The 17,946-nt window shown below is 45.0% G+C and carries 23 protein-coding genes; 10 read left to right on the top strand and 13 right to left on the bottom strand.

Annotated features, from left to right (window positions below; translation table 11 throughout):
- Positions 1 to 43: 43 nt before the first annotated feature.
- Positions 44 to 1,297: a uracil-xanthine permease family protein gene (locus tag R7M92_RS20045; protein WP_005389855.1), complete on the bottom strand. Its 1,254-nt coding sequence runs from the start codon at positions 1,295 to 1,297 to the stop codon at positions 44 to 46.
- A 365-nt stretch (positions 1,298 to 1,662) separates the two neighbouring features.
- Between R7M92_RS20045 and R7M92_RS20040 the strand changes: the two genes are divergently transcribed.
- Positions 1,663 to 2,871: a DUF2066 domain-containing protein gene (locus R7M92_RS20040; RefSeq protein WP_033907510.1), complete on the top strand. Its 1,209-nt coding sequence runs from the start codon at positions 1,663 to 1,665 to the stop codon at positions 2,869 to 2,871.
- Positions 2,872 to 3,011: 140 nt separating this feature from the next.
- Here R7M92_RS20040 and R7M92_RS20035 read toward each other — a convergent pair whose 3' ends face one another.
- From R7M92_RS20035 to R7M92_RS20020, 4 genes are read right to left on the bottom strand one after another with little or no spacing between them, the layout of a single operon-like run.
- Positions 3,012 to 3,452 carry a DUF2069 domain-containing protein gene (locus R7M92_RS20035; RefSeq protein ID WP_005380407.1) on the bottom strand — a complete coding sequence of 147 codons (441 nt, stop codon included), beginning with the start codon at positions 3,450 to 3,452 and terminating at the stop codon, positions 3,012 to 3,014.
- 22 nt (positions 3,453 to 3,474) lie between these two features.
- The gene (gene wrbA, locus R7M92_RS20030) at positions 3,475 to 4,044 is read right to left on the bottom strand and encodes an NAD(P)H:quinone oxidoreductase (protein ID WP_005380409.1); all 570 of its coding nucleotides are present in this window, start codon (positions 4,042 to 4,044) and stop codon (positions 3,475 to 3,477) included.
- Complete coding sequence (gene arsC, locus R7M92_RS20025) at positions 4,045 to 4,395, bottom strand: arsenate reductase (glutaredoxin) (protein WP_005380410.1); 351 nt, start codon at positions 4,393 to 4,395, stop codon at positions 4,045 to 4,047.
- Between the two features lie 16 nt (positions 4,396 to 4,411).
- On the bottom strand, positions 4,412 to 5,863 hold the full coding sequence (locus tag R7M92_RS20020; protein WP_005394337.1) for a tetratricopeptide repeat protein: 1,452 nt from the start codon (positions 5,861 to 5,863) through the stop codon (positions 4,412 to 4,414).
- Positions 5,864 to 6,120: 257 nt separating this feature from the next.
- Between R7M92_RS20020 and R7M92_RS20015 the strand changes: the two genes are divergently transcribed.
- Complete coding sequence (locus tag R7M92_RS20015; protein ID WP_005380414.1) at positions 6,121 to 6,357, top strand: sulfurtransferase TusA family protein; 237 nt, start codon at positions 6,121 to 6,123, stop codon at positions 6,355 to 6,357.
- Position 6,358: 1 nt separating this feature from the next.
- Positions 6,359 to 7,432: an AI-2E family transporter gene (locus R7M92_RS20010; RefSeq protein WP_005389843.1), complete on the top strand. Its 1,074-nt coding sequence runs from the start codon at positions 6,359 to 6,361 to the stop codon at positions 7,430 to 7,432.
- Positions 7,433 to 7,509: 77 nt separating this feature from the next.
- Here R7M92_RS20010 and bcp read toward each other — a convergent pair whose 3' ends face one another.
- Positions 7,510 to 7,980 carry a thioredoxin-dependent thiol peroxidase gene (gene bcp, locus R7M92_RS20005; RefSeq protein WP_005380418.1) on the bottom strand — a complete coding sequence of 157 codons (471 nt, stop codon included), beginning with the start codon at positions 7,978 to 7,980 and terminating at the stop codon, positions 7,510 to 7,512.
- Positions 7,981 to 7,996: 16 nt separating this feature from the next.
- Positions 7,997 to 8,539, bottom strand: coding sequence for a glycine cleavage system protein R (locus tag R7M92_RS20000; protein ID WP_005380420.1), 543 nt, complete (start codon positions 8,537 to 8,539; stop codon positions 7,997 to 7,999).
- 474 nt (positions 8,540 to 9,013) lie between these two features.
- Here R7M92_RS20000 and dapA point away from each other — a divergent pair, with 474 nt between their 5' ends.
- Together dapA and bamC are read left to right on the top strand one after the other, a co-directional pair.
- Entirely contained in the window at positions 9,014 to 9,892 is an 879-nt protein-coding gene (gene dapA / locus R7M92_RS19995; protein WP_047102853.1) for a 4-hydroxy-tetrahydrodipicolinate synthase, read from the top strand.
- Positions 9,893 to 9,972: 80 nt separating this feature from the next.
- Positions 9,973 to 10,992, top strand: a complete 1,020-nt coding sequence (gene bamC, locus R7M92_RS19990; protein ID WP_005380424.1) for an outer membrane protein assembly factor BamC — start codon at positions 9,973 to 9,975, stop codon at positions 10,990 to 10,992.
- Positions 10,993 to 11,098: 106 nt separating this feature from the next.
- On the opposite strand, the gene R7M92_RS19985 is transcribed toward bamC, so the two are convergent.
- The 4 genes from R7M92_RS19985 to R7M92_RS19970 are packed head-to-tail and all read right to left on the bottom strand — an operon-like array spanning position 11,099 to position 13,517.
- Positions 11,099 to 11,302 carry a DUF2897 family protein gene (locus R7M92_RS19985; protein WP_318072752.1) on the bottom strand — a complete coding sequence of 68 codons (204 nt, stop codon included), beginning with the start codon at positions 11,300 to 11,302 and terminating at the stop codon, positions 11,099 to 11,101.
- Complete coding sequence (locus R7M92_RS19980) at positions 11,299 to 11,997, bottom strand: M15 family metallopeptidase (protein ID WP_025768261.1); 699 nt, start codon at positions 11,995 to 11,997, stop codon at positions 11,299 to 11,301. Before R7M92_RS19980 ends, R7M92_RS19985 begins: the two co-directional genes overlap by 4 nt.
- A 14-nt stretch (positions 11,998 to 12,011) precedes the next feature.
- Entirely contained in the window at positions 12,012 to 13,148 is a 1,137-nt protein-coding gene (gene dapE / locus R7M92_RS19975) for a succinyl-diaminopimelate desuccinylase (RefSeq protein WP_005380429.1), read from the bottom strand.
- A gap of 18 nt (positions 13,149 to 13,166) precedes the next feature.
- The gene (locus R7M92_RS19970) at positions 13,167 to 13,517 is read right to left on the bottom strand and encodes an ArsC family reductase (protein WP_005380431.1); all 351 of its coding nucleotides are present in this window, start codon (positions 13,515 to 13,517) and stop codon (positions 13,167 to 13,169) included.
- 291 nt (positions 13,518 to 13,808) lie between these two features.
- On the opposite strand from R7M92_RS19970, the gene R7M92_RS19965 reads away from it, so the two are divergent.
- Positions 13,809 to 14,096 (top strand): winged helix-turn-helix domain-containing protein, encoded by a 288-nt coding sequence (locus R7M92_RS19965; protein WP_005380433.1) that lies wholly within the window; start codon positions 13,809 to 13,811, stop codon positions 14,094 to 14,096.
- 34 nt (positions 14,097 to 14,130) lie between these two features.
- Here R7M92_RS19965 and R7M92_RS19960 read toward each other — a convergent pair whose 3' ends face one another.
- Together R7M92_RS19960 and R7M92_RS19955 are read right to left on the bottom strand one after the other, a co-directional pair.
- A complete protein-coding gene (locus R7M92_RS19960) occupies positions 14,131 to 14,463 on the bottom strand; it encodes a DUF4156 domain-containing protein (protein ID WP_025768262.1) in 333 nt (110 codons plus the stop codon).
- 3 nt (positions 14,464 to 14,466) lie between these two features.
- Complete coding sequence (locus tag R7M92_RS19955; protein ID WP_169630860.1) at positions 14,467 to 14,820, bottom strand: DUF2956 domain-containing protein; 354 nt, start codon at positions 14,818 to 14,820, stop codon at positions 14,467 to 14,469.
- A gap of 144 nt (positions 14,821 to 14,964) precedes the next feature.
- On the opposite strand from R7M92_RS19955, the gene R7M92_RS19950 reads away from it, so the two are divergent.
- The 4 genes from R7M92_RS19950 to R7M92_RS19935 form a co-directional block, all read left to right on the top strand.
- Positions 14,965 to 15,450 carry a DUF2919 domain-containing protein gene (locus R7M92_RS19950; protein ID WP_025768263.1) on the top strand — a complete coding sequence of 162 codons (486 nt, stop codon included), beginning with the start codon at positions 14,965 to 14,967 and terminating at the stop codon, positions 15,448 to 15,450.
- A gap of 46 nt (positions 15,451 to 15,496) precedes the next feature.
- A complete protein-coding gene (locus tag R7M92_RS19945) occupies positions 15,497 to 16,399 on the top strand; it encodes a Dyp-type peroxidase (RefSeq protein WP_033907102.1) in 903 nt (300 codons plus the stop codon).
- 142 nt (positions 16,400 to 16,541) lie between these two features.
- Positions 16,542 to 17,681 carry a flagellin gene (locus R7M92_RS19940; RefSeq protein WP_042521439.1) on the top strand — a complete coding sequence of 380 codons (1,140 nt, stop codon included), beginning with the start codon at positions 16,542 to 16,544 and terminating at the stop codon, positions 17,679 to 17,681.
- Positions 17,674 to 17,946: hypothetical protein (locus tag R7M92_RS19935; RefSeq protein ID WP_318134093.1), on the top strand; the 273-nt coding region annotated here is incomplete at its 3' end. The genes R7M92_RS19940 and R7M92_RS19935, both read left to right, overlap by 8 nt.

The following is a 17,946-nucleotide window of genomic DNA, read 5'->3' as shown; positions in this document are numbered from 1 at the left end:
GAGAAGAGTAAGACACGCCAACTAATAAAGCGGCGCAAACGAACTATTTCGCGCTTTCTTCTTCCATTTGTGCGTTATCCACAACGTGGTTTTCACCTAAATCGTTTGGTAGCACAAGGTTAAGAATAATTGCCACGATACCGCATAGGCTCACACCTTGTAGACTGAACTCACCAATACCGAAAGCCATACCACCAATGCCAAACACAAGTGTTACGGCAACAATCACTAGGTTACGAGACTTATGTAAATCAACGTTATTCTTGATCAGTGTGTTGAGGCCTACCGTTGCGATGGAGCCGAACAGCAGAATCATGATGCCGCCCATAACAGGAACTGGAATCGTTTGAAGAACCGCACCTAGCTTACCTACCAATGCAAGTACGATTGCGGTGATTGCTGCCCAAGTCATGATCACAGGGTTAAATGCTTTGGTTAGCATTACCGCTCCTGTTACTTCACTGTAAGTGGTGTTTGGTGGAGCACCCACCATCGAAGCTGCGATAGTTGCCACCCCGTCACCTGCGATTGTGCGGTGAAGGCCTGGTTTTTTCAGGTAGTTTTTTCCTGTAACGTTTGAGATAGCAAGCATGTCACCTACGTGCTCAACCGCAGGTGCGATAGCGACAGGAATCATGAACAAAATTGCGTTGATATTGAACTCTGGCGCGGTGAAGTTTGGCATGGCTAGCCAAGCCGCTTGCTCTACGGGAGTGAAATCAACCACACCGTAGAATAGAGAAACAGAGTAACCAGCAAGAATACCACCAACAATAGGAACGAGCTTCAAAAAGCCTTTTGCAAAAACGCTGAGTACAATGGTTGTGAGCAGTGAGACCGCCGAGATAATGATCGCAGCATCACCATTAACTAGCTGTGCAGCTCCATCACCAGTTTTACCTACCGCCATGTTCACTGCCGTTGGGGCAAGGCCAAGGCCGATAACCATGATCACAGGGCCAACGACAACGGGCGGGAGAATTTTATGGATAAATCCAACACCACGCACTTTGATCATCGCCCCTAGAGCCACATAAACTAAGCCCGCTGCCATCAAGCCGCCCATCGTTGCACCGATACCCCAAGTTTGGATACCGAACATAATAGGAGCAATAAACGCAAAAGAAGAGGCAAGGAAGATGGGAACAGAACGTTTAGTCATTAACTGGAAGAGGAGAGTACCGACACCGGCACCAAAGAGGGCTACGTTTGGATCAAGGCCAGTTAGGAGCGGCACAAGCACCAAAGCACCAAAAGCGACAAAGAGCATTTGAGCGCCTTGTAACGCGTTTTTCATAATAATTCCCTATTTTCAAGATACGCAGACAAATCCGGCGAATACTATCATCCTGCAATCGTTTGCAATGTTGCATAGATCAAACTTTCGATTGAATTTTTCCCATAAATAGCACTTTTGAGAGTTGCTTGCTTGCAAATTGTCCTCTTTTACGTGTCTTGCGTGAAGATGAAAAATGGACAGCCTAACTTGTTGAGATAGCTTAATAAGCAATGAGTTTATTATAAAAAATAGCACTGAAGCGCTGGTTGAGGCCCGAGTTAACAAAGCTGGTCATAATACAGACAATTTACTCAGTACTTACCTTGCTCAAGATTTGATAGTTGCTTATTATTCGGGTTCTTGTTCAGAGGATTATAAAAACTATGCGCTATTTAGCTCTCTTACTGATAGGTTGGTTGTCCCTACCAGTATATGCATTAACTCAGGTGGATATCTATCGTGCCGAAGTGGTTATCGACAGTGAGCAGAACGACGGTGAGTCTTTGGCTCGTCAACAAGGTATGCAGGATGTGATTGTTCGAGCGACCGGTTCTCAATCCTCTTTAAGCAATCCAGTGATTAAAAAGGCACTTAGCTCAAGTGCGCGTTACATTTCTCAACTGAGCTATGGGCAGGTTGATGGAAAAGCGAGCTTAAAAATGTTGTTTAACAACGACCAAATCAGCTCTCTTTTAACACAAGCACAATTGCCATCTTGGTCGCCAAATCGTGCCAATATTTTAGTTTGGATGGTTGAAGAACAGGGTTACGATCGTAACATTGCGTGGGAGCATTCTGAATCTTCAAATGTTGCAGCACTTCGTAGCGCAGCGAAACTAAGAGGCCTACCAATCACTATCCCGGTTGGGGATTTTGATGATGTAACCGGTGTTAATGTCTCTGATCTTTGGGGCGGCTTTATTGAGCCAATTGGTCAAGCTAGCCAGCGCTATCCAGCTGACGCCGTTTTGGTTGTACGAGCTCAAGGTGAACAAATTCGTTGGACACTCTACGACCAGTCGCCAACGAGAATTGTAGAGGCGCAACGTTCTCCGCGTAGCGGGTCTGCATCAGGTGCTAATGCTATTGCAGAAATGGTGGATGGCATCGCAGACTACTATGCAAGTAAGAGTGCAGTTGTGGTTTCAGGAAAGTCTTCAAAAGCGCTAGCAGTGAAAGTCCTTAATGTAACCTCTGCCACGGACTTCTTCCGTTTAGAGAATGCGCTAAAACAACTTAATTCGGTTGCGGGTACAGAGATTAAGCGTGTTCAAGGGGACGAGTTAACGCTCAACATCCACCTTTTGGCATCACAACAAGCTTTTGAGAAAGAAGCTTCTTCTATTTCTCAATTAATGGTTTTTGAAGATCCTTTAGGTGAAGTTGATGCCCCAGCTTCAACTCAAGAAGAAGAGCCATTGGTTCAGAGTAATGAAGCAAAAGACGCCGCGACGCCAAAAGAAGCGCAGCCTGAAGTACCAGTAAATGTTGTGGCAGAAGCAAGTGACGAAACACAACCAACTCAGCCGATGATTGTGGAGCCTGTCCGAGAACAGTATGACTTGATCTACGAGTGGCGCTCGGCATCGTAATCTCCTTGGTAGCGTTCCAGGCGTGAAACGCAAGGATCAAACACCAATGTGGTAAGCATAAAAAAGAGTCGCAATAGCGACTCTTTTTGTTTTCTAAATTCGTATTCGAACCAATGATCAGTGATTGACTGCGATTGGCGTTATTTATTGAATTTCGCTTTTTCTTCTTTTTCTACTTGAGAGAGGCGTTTCAACTTAAGGCCTAGCTCTTTGCCTCTCGCTCTAGCAAACAAAATATTGCCAGCGAAACCGAGTGAAGTCAGTATCAGTTCCACTGCCGCAAGCCAGCGTTCACCCCCATCCACATAGAGGATGGTCAGCGCATGCAAGAAATACAGCATAAGAACAAAGTTAGCCCAAGCATGAGTGTAAGGCTTACCAGCTAAAATACCAGGTAACGGAAGTAGTAGCGGAATACACCAAGCAATAGCAAGTGTTGTGCTGCTGAGGTGAGGGTGAGGGGATAACGCAAGCTGCCAAATAGCGACCCAGGCTAATAAGGCTAAGTTGCCAAATAAAGCCAGGTAACGATAGGTTTTAGCCTGTGTACCGAGTGGTGTTTGGTCTAAAGAGTCAGACATCGATTAACTATCCTTGATTTTACTAACAGACTTTTAGTTTTAACGCTGCAGTTGCCAGCCTTTTGCCTAATTGTTGTGCCAGGCGAATCTCTTCACTGCTTAGGGTTGCCTCATGGCCTACACTGCTGGCGCCATACGGAGTGCCTCCGGACTGCGTAGTGTGTAACTCTGGCTCGGAATAAGGAATGCCCAAAACCATCATCCCGTGATGCAATAAAGGGGTCATCATGCTTTGTAACGTTGTTTCTTGACCACCATGCATCGAGGACGAAGAGGTAAAGACACAAGCAGGCTTATCGATTAAGTCACCACTGACCCATAAAGATGTAGTCTGATCCCAGAAGTGCTTTAAAGGCGCAGCCATGTTGCCAAACCAGACGGGACTGCCAAACGCTAGACCGTCGCACGTTTTTAGTTCCTCTAGAGTAACAATTGGATCAGAAGGGGAGTGTGAGTGAGGTGACAATTCTTCAACTGTACGCAAAATTGCTTGGCATTGAGGAGTCGATTCGACTCCTCTTGCTATTTGTCTTGCCAGTTGTTTTGTCGAGCCATGACGGCTGAAATACAAAATAAGGATCTGGCAATCCATTTATAAAATATCCAACACTTGCTCTGGTGGGCGACCAATTTTTGCTTTGCCGTTAGCAACGACAACCGGACGCTCAAACAACTTTGGATTTTTCGCCATTGCTTCGAATAATTGCTCATCGCTGACGGAGTCTTCGCCTAAGCCAAGCTCTTTATATTCACTTTCTTTAGTGCGCATCATTTCACGTACAGATGAAAAGCCAAGCTGGGCGTACAGCGCTTTTAGTTCATCCACGTTAAGTGGTGTGTCTAGGTATTTGACGACTTCCGGTGTAACACCATTTTGCTCAAGCAGTTCAAGTGTTTGACGGCTCTTTGAGCAACGAGGGTTGTGATAAATCACGACTGACATGGTTTTCTCCATTTCGTTATTGTAATGCCATGAATCGATCTCTTTGGATCATGAGTTGGTCGATACGGGCATCGTATCGCGCTTGCTCTAAGCTGCCCAACTTGGCCATTTTACTTGCTTCACTATAATATTGAATCGCTTTATTCCAATTTGCTCGCAATGCCAAAATTTCTGCTCGAGCAGCCAACTCTTCATCGCTACGCCCCAGCGCGTGGTAGCTCTTCGATATTAGGTGCCAGCCATTTGTATCTTCAGGATAGTCATGAGTGTATCTTTGAAGAACTCGCGTGGCTTGATCGTTTTTATTGTCCTCAAGTAGCGCATTGGCGTAGTTAATGGTCAATACTTTATTTTGAGGGTTACGAGATAACGCTTTGCGGAGCATCTCGGTTGCTTTTTCTGGCTGCTTCTTCTCGATGTATAAATCCGTCATAGCGTCCAAGTAAAACGGGTTACTTGGGTCTTGTTCCAGTAACTTTTTCAAAATTGGTTCCGCTTGAGATAAGCGTTTATTGTCTAAATGCACGAGTGCTCGACCATAATCAAAAGCAGGTGTAATGTCCGCAGAGGCTTTCTTTTGGGTTCTCTCAAACCAGCTCAGGGCGGCTTGTCCATCAATGCCAGCGTAACGAGCCACAATGCGCGCGCGAGCTAGATGATAGTCTATTGAAGGCACAACACGCATTGGAGGATAGGTTCTTGCTCGCGCACGGCTATCGGTAATTCGATCTTCAGGCAGAGGGTGAGTCAGGAGCATTGGTGGCGGTTTACTCGCATAACGATACTCATCAGCAAGACGGCCAAAAAACCTTGGCATTGCTTGAACATCAAAGCCGGCTTTTGCTAATGTCGAAATACCAAAGCGATCCGCTTCTTTTTCGTTTGCACGAGTGTAGTTGATTTGACTTTGCATGTTGCCCGCGGTTGCTGCTGTAATTGCAGCCATCCCCGCTTCGGGTGAGGCAATTGAAAGTAGTAGTGCCCCCGCAAGTGCGGCTAATGTGGCCGGAGAGCGACGCGCTTGTTCTTCCATACTCCGAGCAAGGTGACGTTGTGTGACGTGCGCTATCTCGTGAGCGACAACAGAGGCCAGCTCACTTTCTGAACGAGCATGAAGAAACAACCCAGAATGCAGCGCTACATAGCCACCAAAAAACGCGAATGCGTTGATATTACGGTCGCGAATCATAAAGAAGTGGAACGGCGTTTTTACATCATTCGCATTGGCCACTAATTTGTGCCCAAGAGAGTCAATATATTCATTGATGACAGGGTCATTAACGATAGGTTTACTGGCTCTGAGCATACGCATATAGGCGTCGCCATAAATCAACTCTTGGTCTATTGAAAGCGTGCCACCAGCAGCTGTGCCAATGTCTGGCAAGTCAATGCTATTGGCATAAGTTGTCGGCGAACTGATGGCAGCAGCAAGACATAAGCAAACTAGCGAGCGAGTGCGTTTTAACATACGTTTAAAAGGTTCTCCAAAATACATAAGCATGTGGTTACAGGTCGAGAGCCTATTAACAGCGCCACATACGTTTTGGTTATCCGTGAGGATATAAGCTAACAGTAAGACCGGAAATAAATGAATTGGTTTCGTAAATTATTTTACATCCGAGCTATTTCAGCATGTGGTTAAATCATGTCAGAAGTGCTAGCACCAGCTCAAAAAGCCGTTACAATACAACCCTATCATAAGTGCAGAGCAATACAATGGAATCCATGTTACTTGATTTGCGTGAGCAACGTTGTCCTATGGCACTGTTACTTGCAAAGCGTCATGCTGCTGAGGTCTTTCAAGGAGAAGCAAAGCAGTATCATCAACTTGTCATTCAAGTGGTGGACAACAGCTCTAAACGAGACATTGTGAACTATCTTAGTGCCCAAGGGTACTCGGTTGATTGCCAATCTACATCAGAGCACTACACATTGACTGTCTTCAATAAGGAATCCGCATAAGATGTTTGAAATGGTTAGTCGTTGGTATAAACGACGTTTCTCTGACCCTCACGCAGTAAGTCTCGTCGCGATCTTGCTGTTTGGCTTTATCACCATTTACTTCTTTGGACACTTGATTGCGCCATTACTTGTCGCGATCGTTTTGGCTTATCTACTTGAATGGCCAGTTGTCAAAATGTGTCGTATGGGCGTGCCGCGCACTTTGTCGGTTATTATCGTGATCTTGGTCTTTGTCGGGTTAATGTTAATTGCGTTGTTTGGCTTGGTTCCGACGATTTGGACTCAGGTCGGTAATCTAATTAACGATATTCCGAACATGTACAACGGGCTACAAAAGTTTATTGTCACATTGCCAGAGCGCCATCCTGAACTAGCCAATTTAGAAATAGTAGAAACCGTGGTGACGAACGCCAAAAACCAAGCACTGGGGCTGGGTGAAAGTGTCGTCAAAGGGTCGCTTGCTTCATTAGTTAGCATTGCAACGCTAGCGGTATATTTGATCTTAGTGCCACTCCTTATCTTCTTTTTGCTTAAAGACAAAGAAGAAATGCTGCGAATCGCAAGCGGTATTCTGCCGAAAAACCGTAAATTGGCGAATAAAGTTTGGCATGAAATGAACGAGCAGATATCAAATTACATTCGCGGTAAAGTGTTAGAGATTTTAATCGTGGGCGGTGTGAGCTACGTGACTTTTGCCCTTTTAGATCTTCGTTACTCGGCGTTGCTTGCCGTAGCCGTTGGTCTGTCGGTTTTGATTCCTTATATCGGTGCGGCGGCTGTTACTGTACCTGTTGCTATCGTTGGTTTGTTCCAATGGGGTTTAACGCCTCCGTTTTATTGGTTGTTGCTTGCTTACGGTATTATCCAGGCGCTGGATGGTAATGTGTTGGTTCCTGTTCTGTTTTCCGAGGCAGTAAACTTACACCCAGTTGCTATCATTGTGGCTGTATTAGTCTTTGGTGGGCTGTGGGGTTTTTGGGGGGTGTTCTTCGCCATTCCTTTAGCGACATTAGTCAAAGCCGTATGGCATGCATTACCAAGCACGGAAGAAAACGAACCTGTCGAACAAGAGTAGTTGTTACCAAAGGTACGATGGTTAAAAGAAAGCCCAGCAGTTTGCTGGGCTTTTTGTTTGTAGAAAAACAATAGCGTTTAAGCGTTTTCGTTTAAGTAGTTTAATACGACTTCGTGGTGATCTTTGGTTTTGAACTTGTTGAACACATGTTCGATCACGCCTTCTTCATTGATCAGAAAGCTAATGCGGTGAAGACCGTCGTATACTTTGCCCATGAATTTCTTTTCGCCCCAAACGCCGAACTGGTCAGCAACGGCATGGTCTTCATCAGAAAGCAGAGTGAAGTTTAAATCATCGCGCTCGATGAACTTGCCTAGGCGCTTTACAGGGTCGATGCTTACGCCGAGTACCACCACGTTATGTGCATCGAGTTCAGCTTTGATGTCACGAAGGCCTTTTGCTTGTGTAGTACAACCCGGCGTCATCGCCTTAGGGTAAAAGTAGAAAAGTACTTTCTTGCCTTTAAAGTCTTCAAGAGAAACGGTATTTCCGTCTTGGTCGAGCAAAGAGAAGGCTGGCGCTGGCGAGCCTGCTGTCAGCGTATTCATTTTGATTTCCTTTACTTTATAGTGTGTTTTTAATGAAATTCAGAGAACCTTGTACGTTGAGCGACTTACAAAGTTCATCGAAGTCTTCTTGTAACTGCATCAAATTAAAATCCGCGCTTACAGATGCAGTAATCGCAATGTGAAACTGGTCAGAATCGAGTTGAATTTTCGACTTGCTGATGGTTTGCGCGCTAAGAGAGTCTAAACCAATCTGCTGATCAGCGAAGAACTTAGTAAATTTTTCAGTTAACCCAGGGCGGTCTTCAGACTCAATAAACACTTCCATGGTGTAGCTGTTATCGAGCAGTTCGTGCGCCGCTGTGCGTTTCATGATCGTAATAAGGTCATGTTCTTGGCCAAGCAGGGGCAATTGCGTTTCAACTCGAGTCACGCTGCTGGCGTTCCCAGTCAGGAGCATGATCAGCGTAAATTCGCTGCCAAAGATAGCGATACGGCTATCGACTATGTTACAACCAGCTTGAGTAACGAGCTGTACGACTTGGTTACAAATGCCTGGACGGTCCGTTCCAACTGCTGTAAGTACCAGATGTTGCTTCATAAATGAGCTTCTTGTCCTTTCTTCAATAGAGAGATGTTAGCACAGATATTGCGAAGAAATATCGAGCCAGTTCTTTTTAGTCTATAAAAAGCAGGAGGATGTTGAGGGGAGTGGTGGGAAATAAACAGTAAATGCAGGCTGTAGGATAAACAAAACGTTTGCATGATGTGCTTGCCTATTGTCTGGCCGTTTTATTCACTTAGATCTGACTTGGCTAACAAGACCAAAGAGTATATTTTCCTTGCTTGTGCTCTTCAGTATTTTCCAAATCACTGATAGATTCTAAAGTCACTCGAAAGCCCAACACGATTATCAATATTGCCGTTAATCAAACCAAATAGAGCAATTAAGTTGCTAGACCTCTAACAACTGGTAATTATTCATTCATTTGTACTTTGTAAGCGAGTTTACGCTCTTGTGTTTTTCAATCGCATTACAGTACCATGCAGAAAGAGTTAAATGAGGGAGATAAACATGTTTTCAGGAAGTATCGTAGCGCTGATTACGCCATTCAAAGCAGATGGCGAAGTAGACTTTGACGGTCTGCAAAAGCTAGTAGAGTACCACGTTGAAGCGGGTACAGACGGTATTGTGGCAGTAGGCACAACAGGTGAGTCAGCGACACTGACCATTGAAGAGCATGTAAAGGTCGTTAATAAAACTGTTGAGTTTGCCGACGGTCGCATCCCTGTGATTGCTGGCACGGGTGCAAATGCAACCCATGAGGCAGTAACATTTAGCAAATTACTGGCTGATTCTGGTATTGCTGGCTTCCTGAGTGTGACACCGTATTACAACAAACCAACTCAAGAGGGTTTGTTTCTACATTACAAGGCAATTGCCGAAGCGAGTGATGTGCCTCTAATTTTGTACAACGTACCAGGCCGTACTGCTGTTGATATGCAGCCAGAAACAGTGGCACGCTTGTCAAAGCTTGATAATATCGTAGCTCTAAAAGATGCAACGGGCGATTTGGAACGAATTGCAATTCATCGTGAACTTTGTGGCGAAGATTTTATCTTACTAAGTGGCGATGATGCGACAGGGCTGGATTTTGTGAAACTTGGCGGCAATGGTGTTATCTCGGTAACGAACAATATTGCAGCTAAAGACATGGCAGACATGTTCCATTTGGCAAGTGAAGGTAAGTACGAAGAAGCAGAAGCGATTAACCAACGCTTGATGACTCTACACAAAAACCTTTTCATCGAAGCAAGCCCTATCCCAGTAAAATGGGCAGCGCAAAAGCTTGGTTTGATTGAAGAAGGTGGTTTGCGTCTTCCTTTAACTACGCTTTCTGAAAAATCGCAGCCGATCGTCGAGCAGTCGCTAACAGACGCCCATATTTATTAAGATTGAGCTATTAAGATTGAGTTACTAGGATTGAAGTTCATACTGGGGGCCAAAGCGCCCTCGGTGTTTTAGGAGTATAGATGAAGCTTTCAAGCCAGTTAGTGTTAAGTTCATTAGCTGTATTCGTATTGACTGCCTGTTCAGGTGGTGCCAATCAACGTCGTCAAGCAAAAGATGACTTCGAGTATTTGAACTCCCCAAATTTGGGTGAGTGGAATGTCCCACAGGGTGCACAGCCTCAGTTTTACCCTAACTACGAGATCCCTCAGGGTAACTACGCTGGTGGTGTCGGTAAAGATGTCGACATTCGTCCACCTCAACAAGTCCTAGAGCTTATTCCCGGTGCACGTTTGGACCGCAGCAGTGATGGTGAAGTGACACTTTGGCTACTTCGTAAAGATGAACTAGATAAAGTTTGGCAAACGGTGCAAAACATGGTCGCGGCTAACGAGATTCCAGTTGAAAGCCAAACAGACTCTCGCATCGAGACAGGATGGGTGACTTGGGATTCGCCAGATGAAGAGCTAGAAATTGGCAGCCGATATGAAATCGTACGCGCTGAAGCAAATGGTCGACACGGCTTTAAGGTGAGCCTTATTGACTGGCGTGAAGGCAATCAAGTGAAAGAAGTAACGGCGACCAACCGTGAGCGCTACAATGTGTTCATGACGAACTTGGTCACCGCTCGCTACGATCAAGAAGTGCGTGAAGAAGCACAGCGTAAAGCGCAAGAGTTGGTTAAACAGATCCCAATCACAATGGGTAAAGACCGCAGCGGACTTCCAGTGATTATCGCGCGTGCGCAATACAACATGCTTTGGCAACGTCTGCCTAATATTCTACCTAAGATGGGCTTTAAGATTGAAGAGCGTAGCCAGTCTCAGGGCACAATCACTGCGAAATATGCATCTCCGGATGATGAATTCTGGAACGATATCGGCGTTAAACCAGTGGAGTTAGCCGCTGGTAAGTACACATTCTTACTTGGTGATTTAGGCAACCGTACGTCTATCAATATCACCGACTCCTCTGGCAAGCCAGTAGAAGAAGAGTTTTTGAAATCACTAGCGCCTGTATTGGCTGCAACAGTGAAGCAGTAAACAAAGCGAGCTTAACGCGGCGTGTTTACTTAATGATAGAAAAGGGACCTAGTGGTCCCTTTTTTGATGTTTAGATTAAATGTGTCGAGATGAAGCTGGTGAGTAACTAACGAGGCTCGTTTTTGTTTTTATCTTCTTCAGCGTAGCGCTGTTTATCCAATGTGTTCAGCTTATCTAAATCGTTCTTACGGCTTTTATCCATCTGACCAAACTTCATTTTTGCGGTATATTTGAGTGCGGTAATATTACCAATGACCACGCTCAACACTACAATAATAATGACCCAAGGATTGGTTAGTATTTCTATCATAGAGCCTCCGGCGGCGTGATATTGTGAATAAATTTGGCAACGACGTTATCCAAATTATTCAGTATGACGTCAATCCCTGCAATGTTGTCGGTCTGATTTTGTTTAATCAACTGGCTTCTGAGTACATCAAGCGTCAACTGCTCGAGGCATTGCTGCCCGACAGCGCGGTGACTAATGTGCCAAGGCTCAATCGAAACGCCACCTAAATCATGCTGATAAGGGAAGAAGAAACCGAACCGACCAAGGTTGGCTTTTAACCATTGGTAGAACGCCTGCTGGTGGCCTTCAAGATACTCCCAAGGTTCCAACTTGAGTTTGGTGTCAGCAGGCAATAAATTGCGCGCATAGACATCAAAATCACAACCCCAATGATGACGACTTCCTCCGGGCAATGCCGACCAGCGCAAAATGGCCATCAATTTCTCTTCGTCATTTAACTCTGCTTTATTCAAAGGGCGGGAGTTTATGTCGAGAATTGGCAACTCACCAGAAAACTTCCCGTTCCAGATGGCTTTTTGGCGATTAAAGTCACGAAAACCACTGGCGATTTCCATTTTGAAACCTGCTTCGGTTGCGGCATTAATCATCTTCAATAAGTCATTGACTACTTTAGGGTGAAGCATAAATGCCTTTTGCCCCACTAGTGTGGATTGAAGATGGGAATCAGTGATTCCGGTGAGTTGCTCTGGTGTCATTGTGTTCTCGCTGATTACTTCGCCAATAGGTGTTTCAACGTGTTTTCGTACATGTCCGTCAACTTTTCAAGATCGTCGACTTTCACACACTCGTTCACTTTATGAATCGTAGCGTTAACAGGGCCTAACTCTACGACTTGACCTCCCATTCGAGCAATAAAACGACCATCAGACGTACCGCCAGTTGTAAGTAGCGCTGGCTTCGTATCATTGACTTCGGCCACAGCAGCTACAACCGCGTCTAGCAGTGCGCCCGTATCGGTCAGGAATGGGTCTCCGTTGAATGTCCATTTTAGGTCGTAGTCCAGCTCATGCTTGTCCAATGTTTCGGTAACACGCTGAACAATTGCGTCATTGTTAAGCTCAGTACTAAAACGTAGGTTGAACTGAACATGGAACTCGCCAGGAATAACGTTAGACGCACCAGTGCCAGCCGATACATTCGGGATCTGGAAACTAGTCGGTGGGAAGTAATCATTCCCTTTGTCCCATTCTGTCGTCGCGAGTTCATGAATCGCGAGTAGAGACTCGTGCACTGGATTGCTGGCTAGGTGAGGGTAGGCCACGTGACCTTGTGTTCCTTTTACCGTTAAATCACCAGTGATGGATCCACGGCGTCCATTTTTCACTACATCGCCAACCACGTCGGTGCTGGATGGTTCACCAACAATACACATATCGATGTTCTCACCACGTTCCATCAACGTTTCTACAACGCGAACGGTACCATTGATAAATGGTCCTTCTTCATCTGACGTAATCAAAAAGCCAATTGAGCCTTTGTGGTCTGGGTTTTCTTCAATGAAGCGTTCGACAGCAACGACCATAGCAGCTAGCGACCCTTTCATGTCAGCTGCGCCGCGGCCATGCAAGTAACCATCAATAATGGTCGGTTCAAACGGATGTGTATTCCAGTGTTCCAATTTGCCAGCTGGTACCACATCGGTGTGGCCAGCAAACGCAAATAGCGGCGCTTCTGAACCACGTCGAGCCCAGAAGTTCGTGGTGTCTTCAAATACCATCACTTCAATTTCAAACCCGAGTGCTTTTAAGCGCTCGATCATCAAATCCTGACAACCTGCGTCTTCCGGCGTTACGGACTGTCTACTGATCAGATCTTTAGCAAGTGCCAATACTGGACTGTCTGTCATCCTTGAGTATTCCTTTATTTAAGAGTTGAAAATGCTAGCGTATTGATCAGCTTTAAAACCGATATGAAGTTGATCATTCACTTTTAAAATTGGGCGTTTAATCATCGCAGGGTTTTCTACCAAAAGAGCGATGGCGTTTTCCTCGTTAAGTGTGTCTTTCTGCTCTTGCGCTAATTGGCGGTAGGTTGTGCCACGTTTATTGAGCACCTGTTCCCAACCTAAAGCGCGACAAAATTCACTTACCATTTCTGCATCAATGCCTTGCTTACGGTAGTCATGGAAGTCGTAAGCAATATCCTCGGCTTCTAACCATTTCTTGGCTTTTTTGATCGTATCGCAGTTGGGAATACCAAACATGGTAATCGACATAGTGTTTCCTTTTTCTTTGTTCTATTTTTCACTGGCGCGGTTAAGACGCACTTAAGTGATTTGGGCTGTTAAAGCATCCTATCAAGAAGCAATCAAACTGACAAAATGCGGTGGAAAATATTTTCAGATAGATTGAGATAACTAATGTCACATAACTTATTTACGATGAATGCGCTATAAATCGAATAAAAATTCGTCTAAATCAAATGGAAAAGTCGAGTTATTGATCAAACGCAACACCTCGCTGAGCAAAAACGAAATAATGAATCAGCACAATTTTAGGAGGTGTCAATGGAATTGAGTCCTGTTTTTGCAAGGCGGCTATATTTGGCCTTGTTGGTGGAAAACCTAGAAAGGCCGAATGTGCCAAAGTTGATCGAAAAAACGGGGTGGCCTCGTCGTACTATTCAAGATGTACTCAAGGCGTTACCTGGGATCGGCATTGAACTCATATTCGTTCAAGATGGCCGACGTCATAATGACGGCTATTATCAACTTTCAGATTGGGGACCTTTTGATAGCCAATGGGTTCTAGAGCGGGAGAGAGATATCGCTAGCAGTCTTGGATTTCGTGCATAAGCCAGCAATTGCTGGCTTTTTTCATATTCAGGCCTCATCCATTGCAGCGGTAGGCGGAACCCAGCACGCTAAATGAAGTGATAAAATCTTGTGGGGAAACCATAAAAACGGTGTCCGCATCGATAGCCGCTGCATTGTTTTTTAAATCGTTCATCGCGCCTTGCATCATCGCGTCATTAGTCATGAAAATGTAGTTATACCAATGGCCTTCACTTCCAGTAACTTCGCCTTTGTATTCGCATCGCTCAGGGTTGAATTGCGCGTCAATGCGAATATGAACATCTTGACTTTGAGCATGAGTAAGGTGAGAAGGCATCGTGCAACCCGTTAGAAGCACGACAAAAAGTCCAAGTAACAGGCGTTTCATTAGCTATTTCCCCAATACTATGTAAGCAGCAAAGCCAATCCAGCTCAGAACAAGTAGTGTCCAAGGCAGTTTGCTTGATGAATGGTTTGGCGCATCGTCGGTGATATTGTCTTGTTCGATAATCTCTTCATGCTGACGTTGTTTTTCACGTTGCTGTTTTTTCTTCGCTTTATCGGCTTGGCGGTTGCGCTCTTTTTGTTGTTTCTTATATTGCGCGATGCCTTTTTCGATACCTTGAGCGATAAGCTTGGTTTGCTCTTTGGTTTGCCCCGGTTTCTGCGTGGATTTGGCAATTCTCATCGCTTCGGCTTGAGTTTCTTGAGAAGGCGCTGGGGTAGCTGGAGTTCTTTTTTTCATGTTTCTCATCAACGTCGCTGTAAATCTTTGTTTAGTTTACCTGTGTAAGGTGCTGAAATGAACTTCAGTTCTCATCTTTGTTGGCTTGCAACTCTGAAACGATAGGTTAAAGTGACGTTTTTATCACATAAAGAAGAAGATGTTGTGCGCTATTCGTTTGACCAATATGACGCTCATGGATTTTTAAAGGCGCCGATCATTTTATGGGTGGGATGGATGTTTCTTGTGCGTTCATGGGTGGTGTTTGCCATGGCTGGTGTAAGTCGTGATAGTGGCAGTAAGCTACTCGCTATTGTTTACCCAGATTCAAGTACGTTGTATTTAGGTTTGGCGATGGGCATTCCAAGTTTGCTTCTTATGTGGTTAATGGGGCTTCGTCATCCCGACAGAGGATGGGTAAACAGAATTACTCGCTATGGTCGCGAGATCACTTTGATCTTGTGCGGTATTCAACTTGCTCAGACCATGTATCATGTGTACCTAGAACATGGAGTGTTTAATTGGGCAAACGCCCTTACCATTACCTTATTAGCTTGGTTTATGATCTATCTTCTAAATGGAAGATGGGTAAAAGACTGTTTTCATGTGCCACAATTGGCGCACGATGAACAGCAGCATTCAAAGAATTAAAAACAATAACTTCCCACTCTGGGGCAAAGTAATAGAGGAAACCTCAATGTCACAAGCTCAAACGGCGATCGTGCCAGAAGCCGGGCCATTTGCACTGTACACTCAACTCAAAGTGAACCAAAACCGTGAAAACGTATTAGAAAAACTGAAAGCACTGCCAAAGTTGGTGGAAGAGTTAAACATTACCCAGCCGGGTGCAGCGCTGACGCTTTCTATCGCATTCACAAAATCGTTTTGGGAACACCTTAATGTAGACGCGCCAGAAGAGCTTATTGATTTTACTCAACTTGGCGAAGGTGACATCGTTGCTCCAGCAACAGACGTAGATGTACTGATTCACTGTCACTCGACTCGTCACGACTTGCATTTTTACGTGTTGCGTAAGTTCCTAGAAGAGACGGCACAAGATGTCACCATTGTGGACGAAACATATGGGTACCGTTACCTTGATGCTCGTGATATGACAGACTTCATTGATGGCACAGAAAACCCGAAAGGGGAGGCTCGCGCTGATGTGGCTCTAGTAAAAGAGGGCCCATTTGCTGGAGGCAGTTATGTTATGGCTCAGCGCTTTGAACATAACCTTGCCGCTTGGAATCGATTGAATGTCAAAGCGCAAGAAAAAGTGATTGGTCGTACCAAGCCAGACTCTATCGAGCTAGAAGACGTTCCTGCTGCATCACACGTTGGTCGAGTTGATATCAAAGAAGAAGGTAAAGGTTTGAAGATTGTTCGCCACAGCTTACCATACGGGACGGTAACAGGGCCTCATGGCCTGCTGTTTATTTCTTACTGCAATACACTTCATAACATTAAAGTGATGCTAGAAAGTATGTACGGCGTGACAGATGGTAAAACAGACCAAATGCTTCGTTTCACAAAAGCGGTAACTGGTGCGTACTTCTTCGCTCCTTCACAAGAAATGCTCGCAGAGCTAGCCATCAAGTAAGTTCTCAGACTTTATTTCTTAAGCCCTCCAATGGAGGGCTTTTGTTTTCTATTTCTATTCCAATCTCTTTTTAAAAAACACTAAACTTTTCTGTTACTTGGTCGATAAGTACTCAAAGCCTTAATTTTAGGACTCTTTATTCGTGGCGATCACCGTTAATACCAATGTAGCAGCACTTGTCGCACAGCGTCATTTGACCAGTGCAACGGATATGCTGAACCAATCCATGGAGCGTTTGTCTTCAGGGAAGCGTATTAATAGCGCAAAGGATGACGCTGCGGGTCTGCAAATCTCCAACCGCTTGCAATCACAAATGCGTGGTTTGGATGTCGCGGTACGTAACGCGAATGACGGCATTTCCATCATGCAAACTGCGGAAGGCGCGATGAATGAGGTGACCAATATCATGCAACGTATGCGTGATTTGTCGCTACAGTCAGCCAATGGTTCAAACAGCAAAGCGGAGCGCAATGCACTGCAAGAAGAAGTCTCTGCTTTAAATGATGAGTTAAGTCGTATTGCAGAAACGACCTCCTTTGGCGGACGTAAATTGCTGAATGGCACATTCGGTACATCGTCTTTTCAAATCGGTGCAACGGCTGGTGAAGCGGTACAAATTGGCCTGCGGACCATGCAGCCGGAATCTTTAGGTAGCTTTTCAATGAGCTCATATCAAAGAGTCAGTTCAGATTGGACGGTTCAAAACGGAAATAATGAAATTGTTATCAGCTACCGTGATAACAATTTTGAAGAGCAGGAGATCCGTATTGAAGCTAAAGCTGGCGATGATATAGAAGAACTCGCGACTTACATTAATGGGCAAACCGATAAAGTGAAAGCGTCTGTTAATGAAGAGGGGCAACTGCAGTTACTCATGTCCCACAAGGACGCCATAAAATACCCTGGACCAACCTTCAGTGGTGGCCTGGCTGATGAGTTAGAACTTGGCAAGTATGTCACCGTAAATAGAACGGTAGATAGTATTGATATTAGCACGGTCGGTGGCGCTCAGATGGCGGTCGGCATTTTAGATGATGCTTTGAAAACGGTAGATGGCAGTCGTGCGGAGTTAGGCGCGTATCAAAACCGCTTTAATCACGCGATCAATAATCTCGATAACATCCACGAAAACTTAGCCGCTTCCAACAGTCGTATCCAAGACACTGACTATGCCAAAGAAACTACGCAAATGGTGAAGCAACAGATTTTACAACAGGTCAGTACTTCTATTCTGGCGCAAGCAAAACAAGCGCCAAACCTAGCATTGACCTTGCTTGGCTGATGAACGGCCTTGCCCGAATTTAACGCAAAACCTGCCTGTATCGACAATTCGAAAAGAAGCTTTAGCGAAAAATGAAAGTTTTTTTGCTTTTTTATCCGCTTTGTCACGATTACCCCTCCAAACGAATTATTTTCAAAAAAATCCAAAATTTTCTCTAAAGAAAACAGGGCATGCGCCGTTAATAAAAGTAACTTTGAGAGAACTACTTGGTTTTCCGAGACGTCGGAAACCGCTACACCGGAAAATCAATTGGAGAAATCACCAT

This window comes from Vibrio sp. Vb2880, from assembly GCF_033337975.1.
Lineage (GTDB): Bacteria > Pseudomonadota > Gammaproteobacteria > Enterobacterales > Vibrionaceae > Vibrio > Vibrio alginolyticus.
This window is presented reverse-complemented; position numbering and strand designations above follow the sequence as displayed.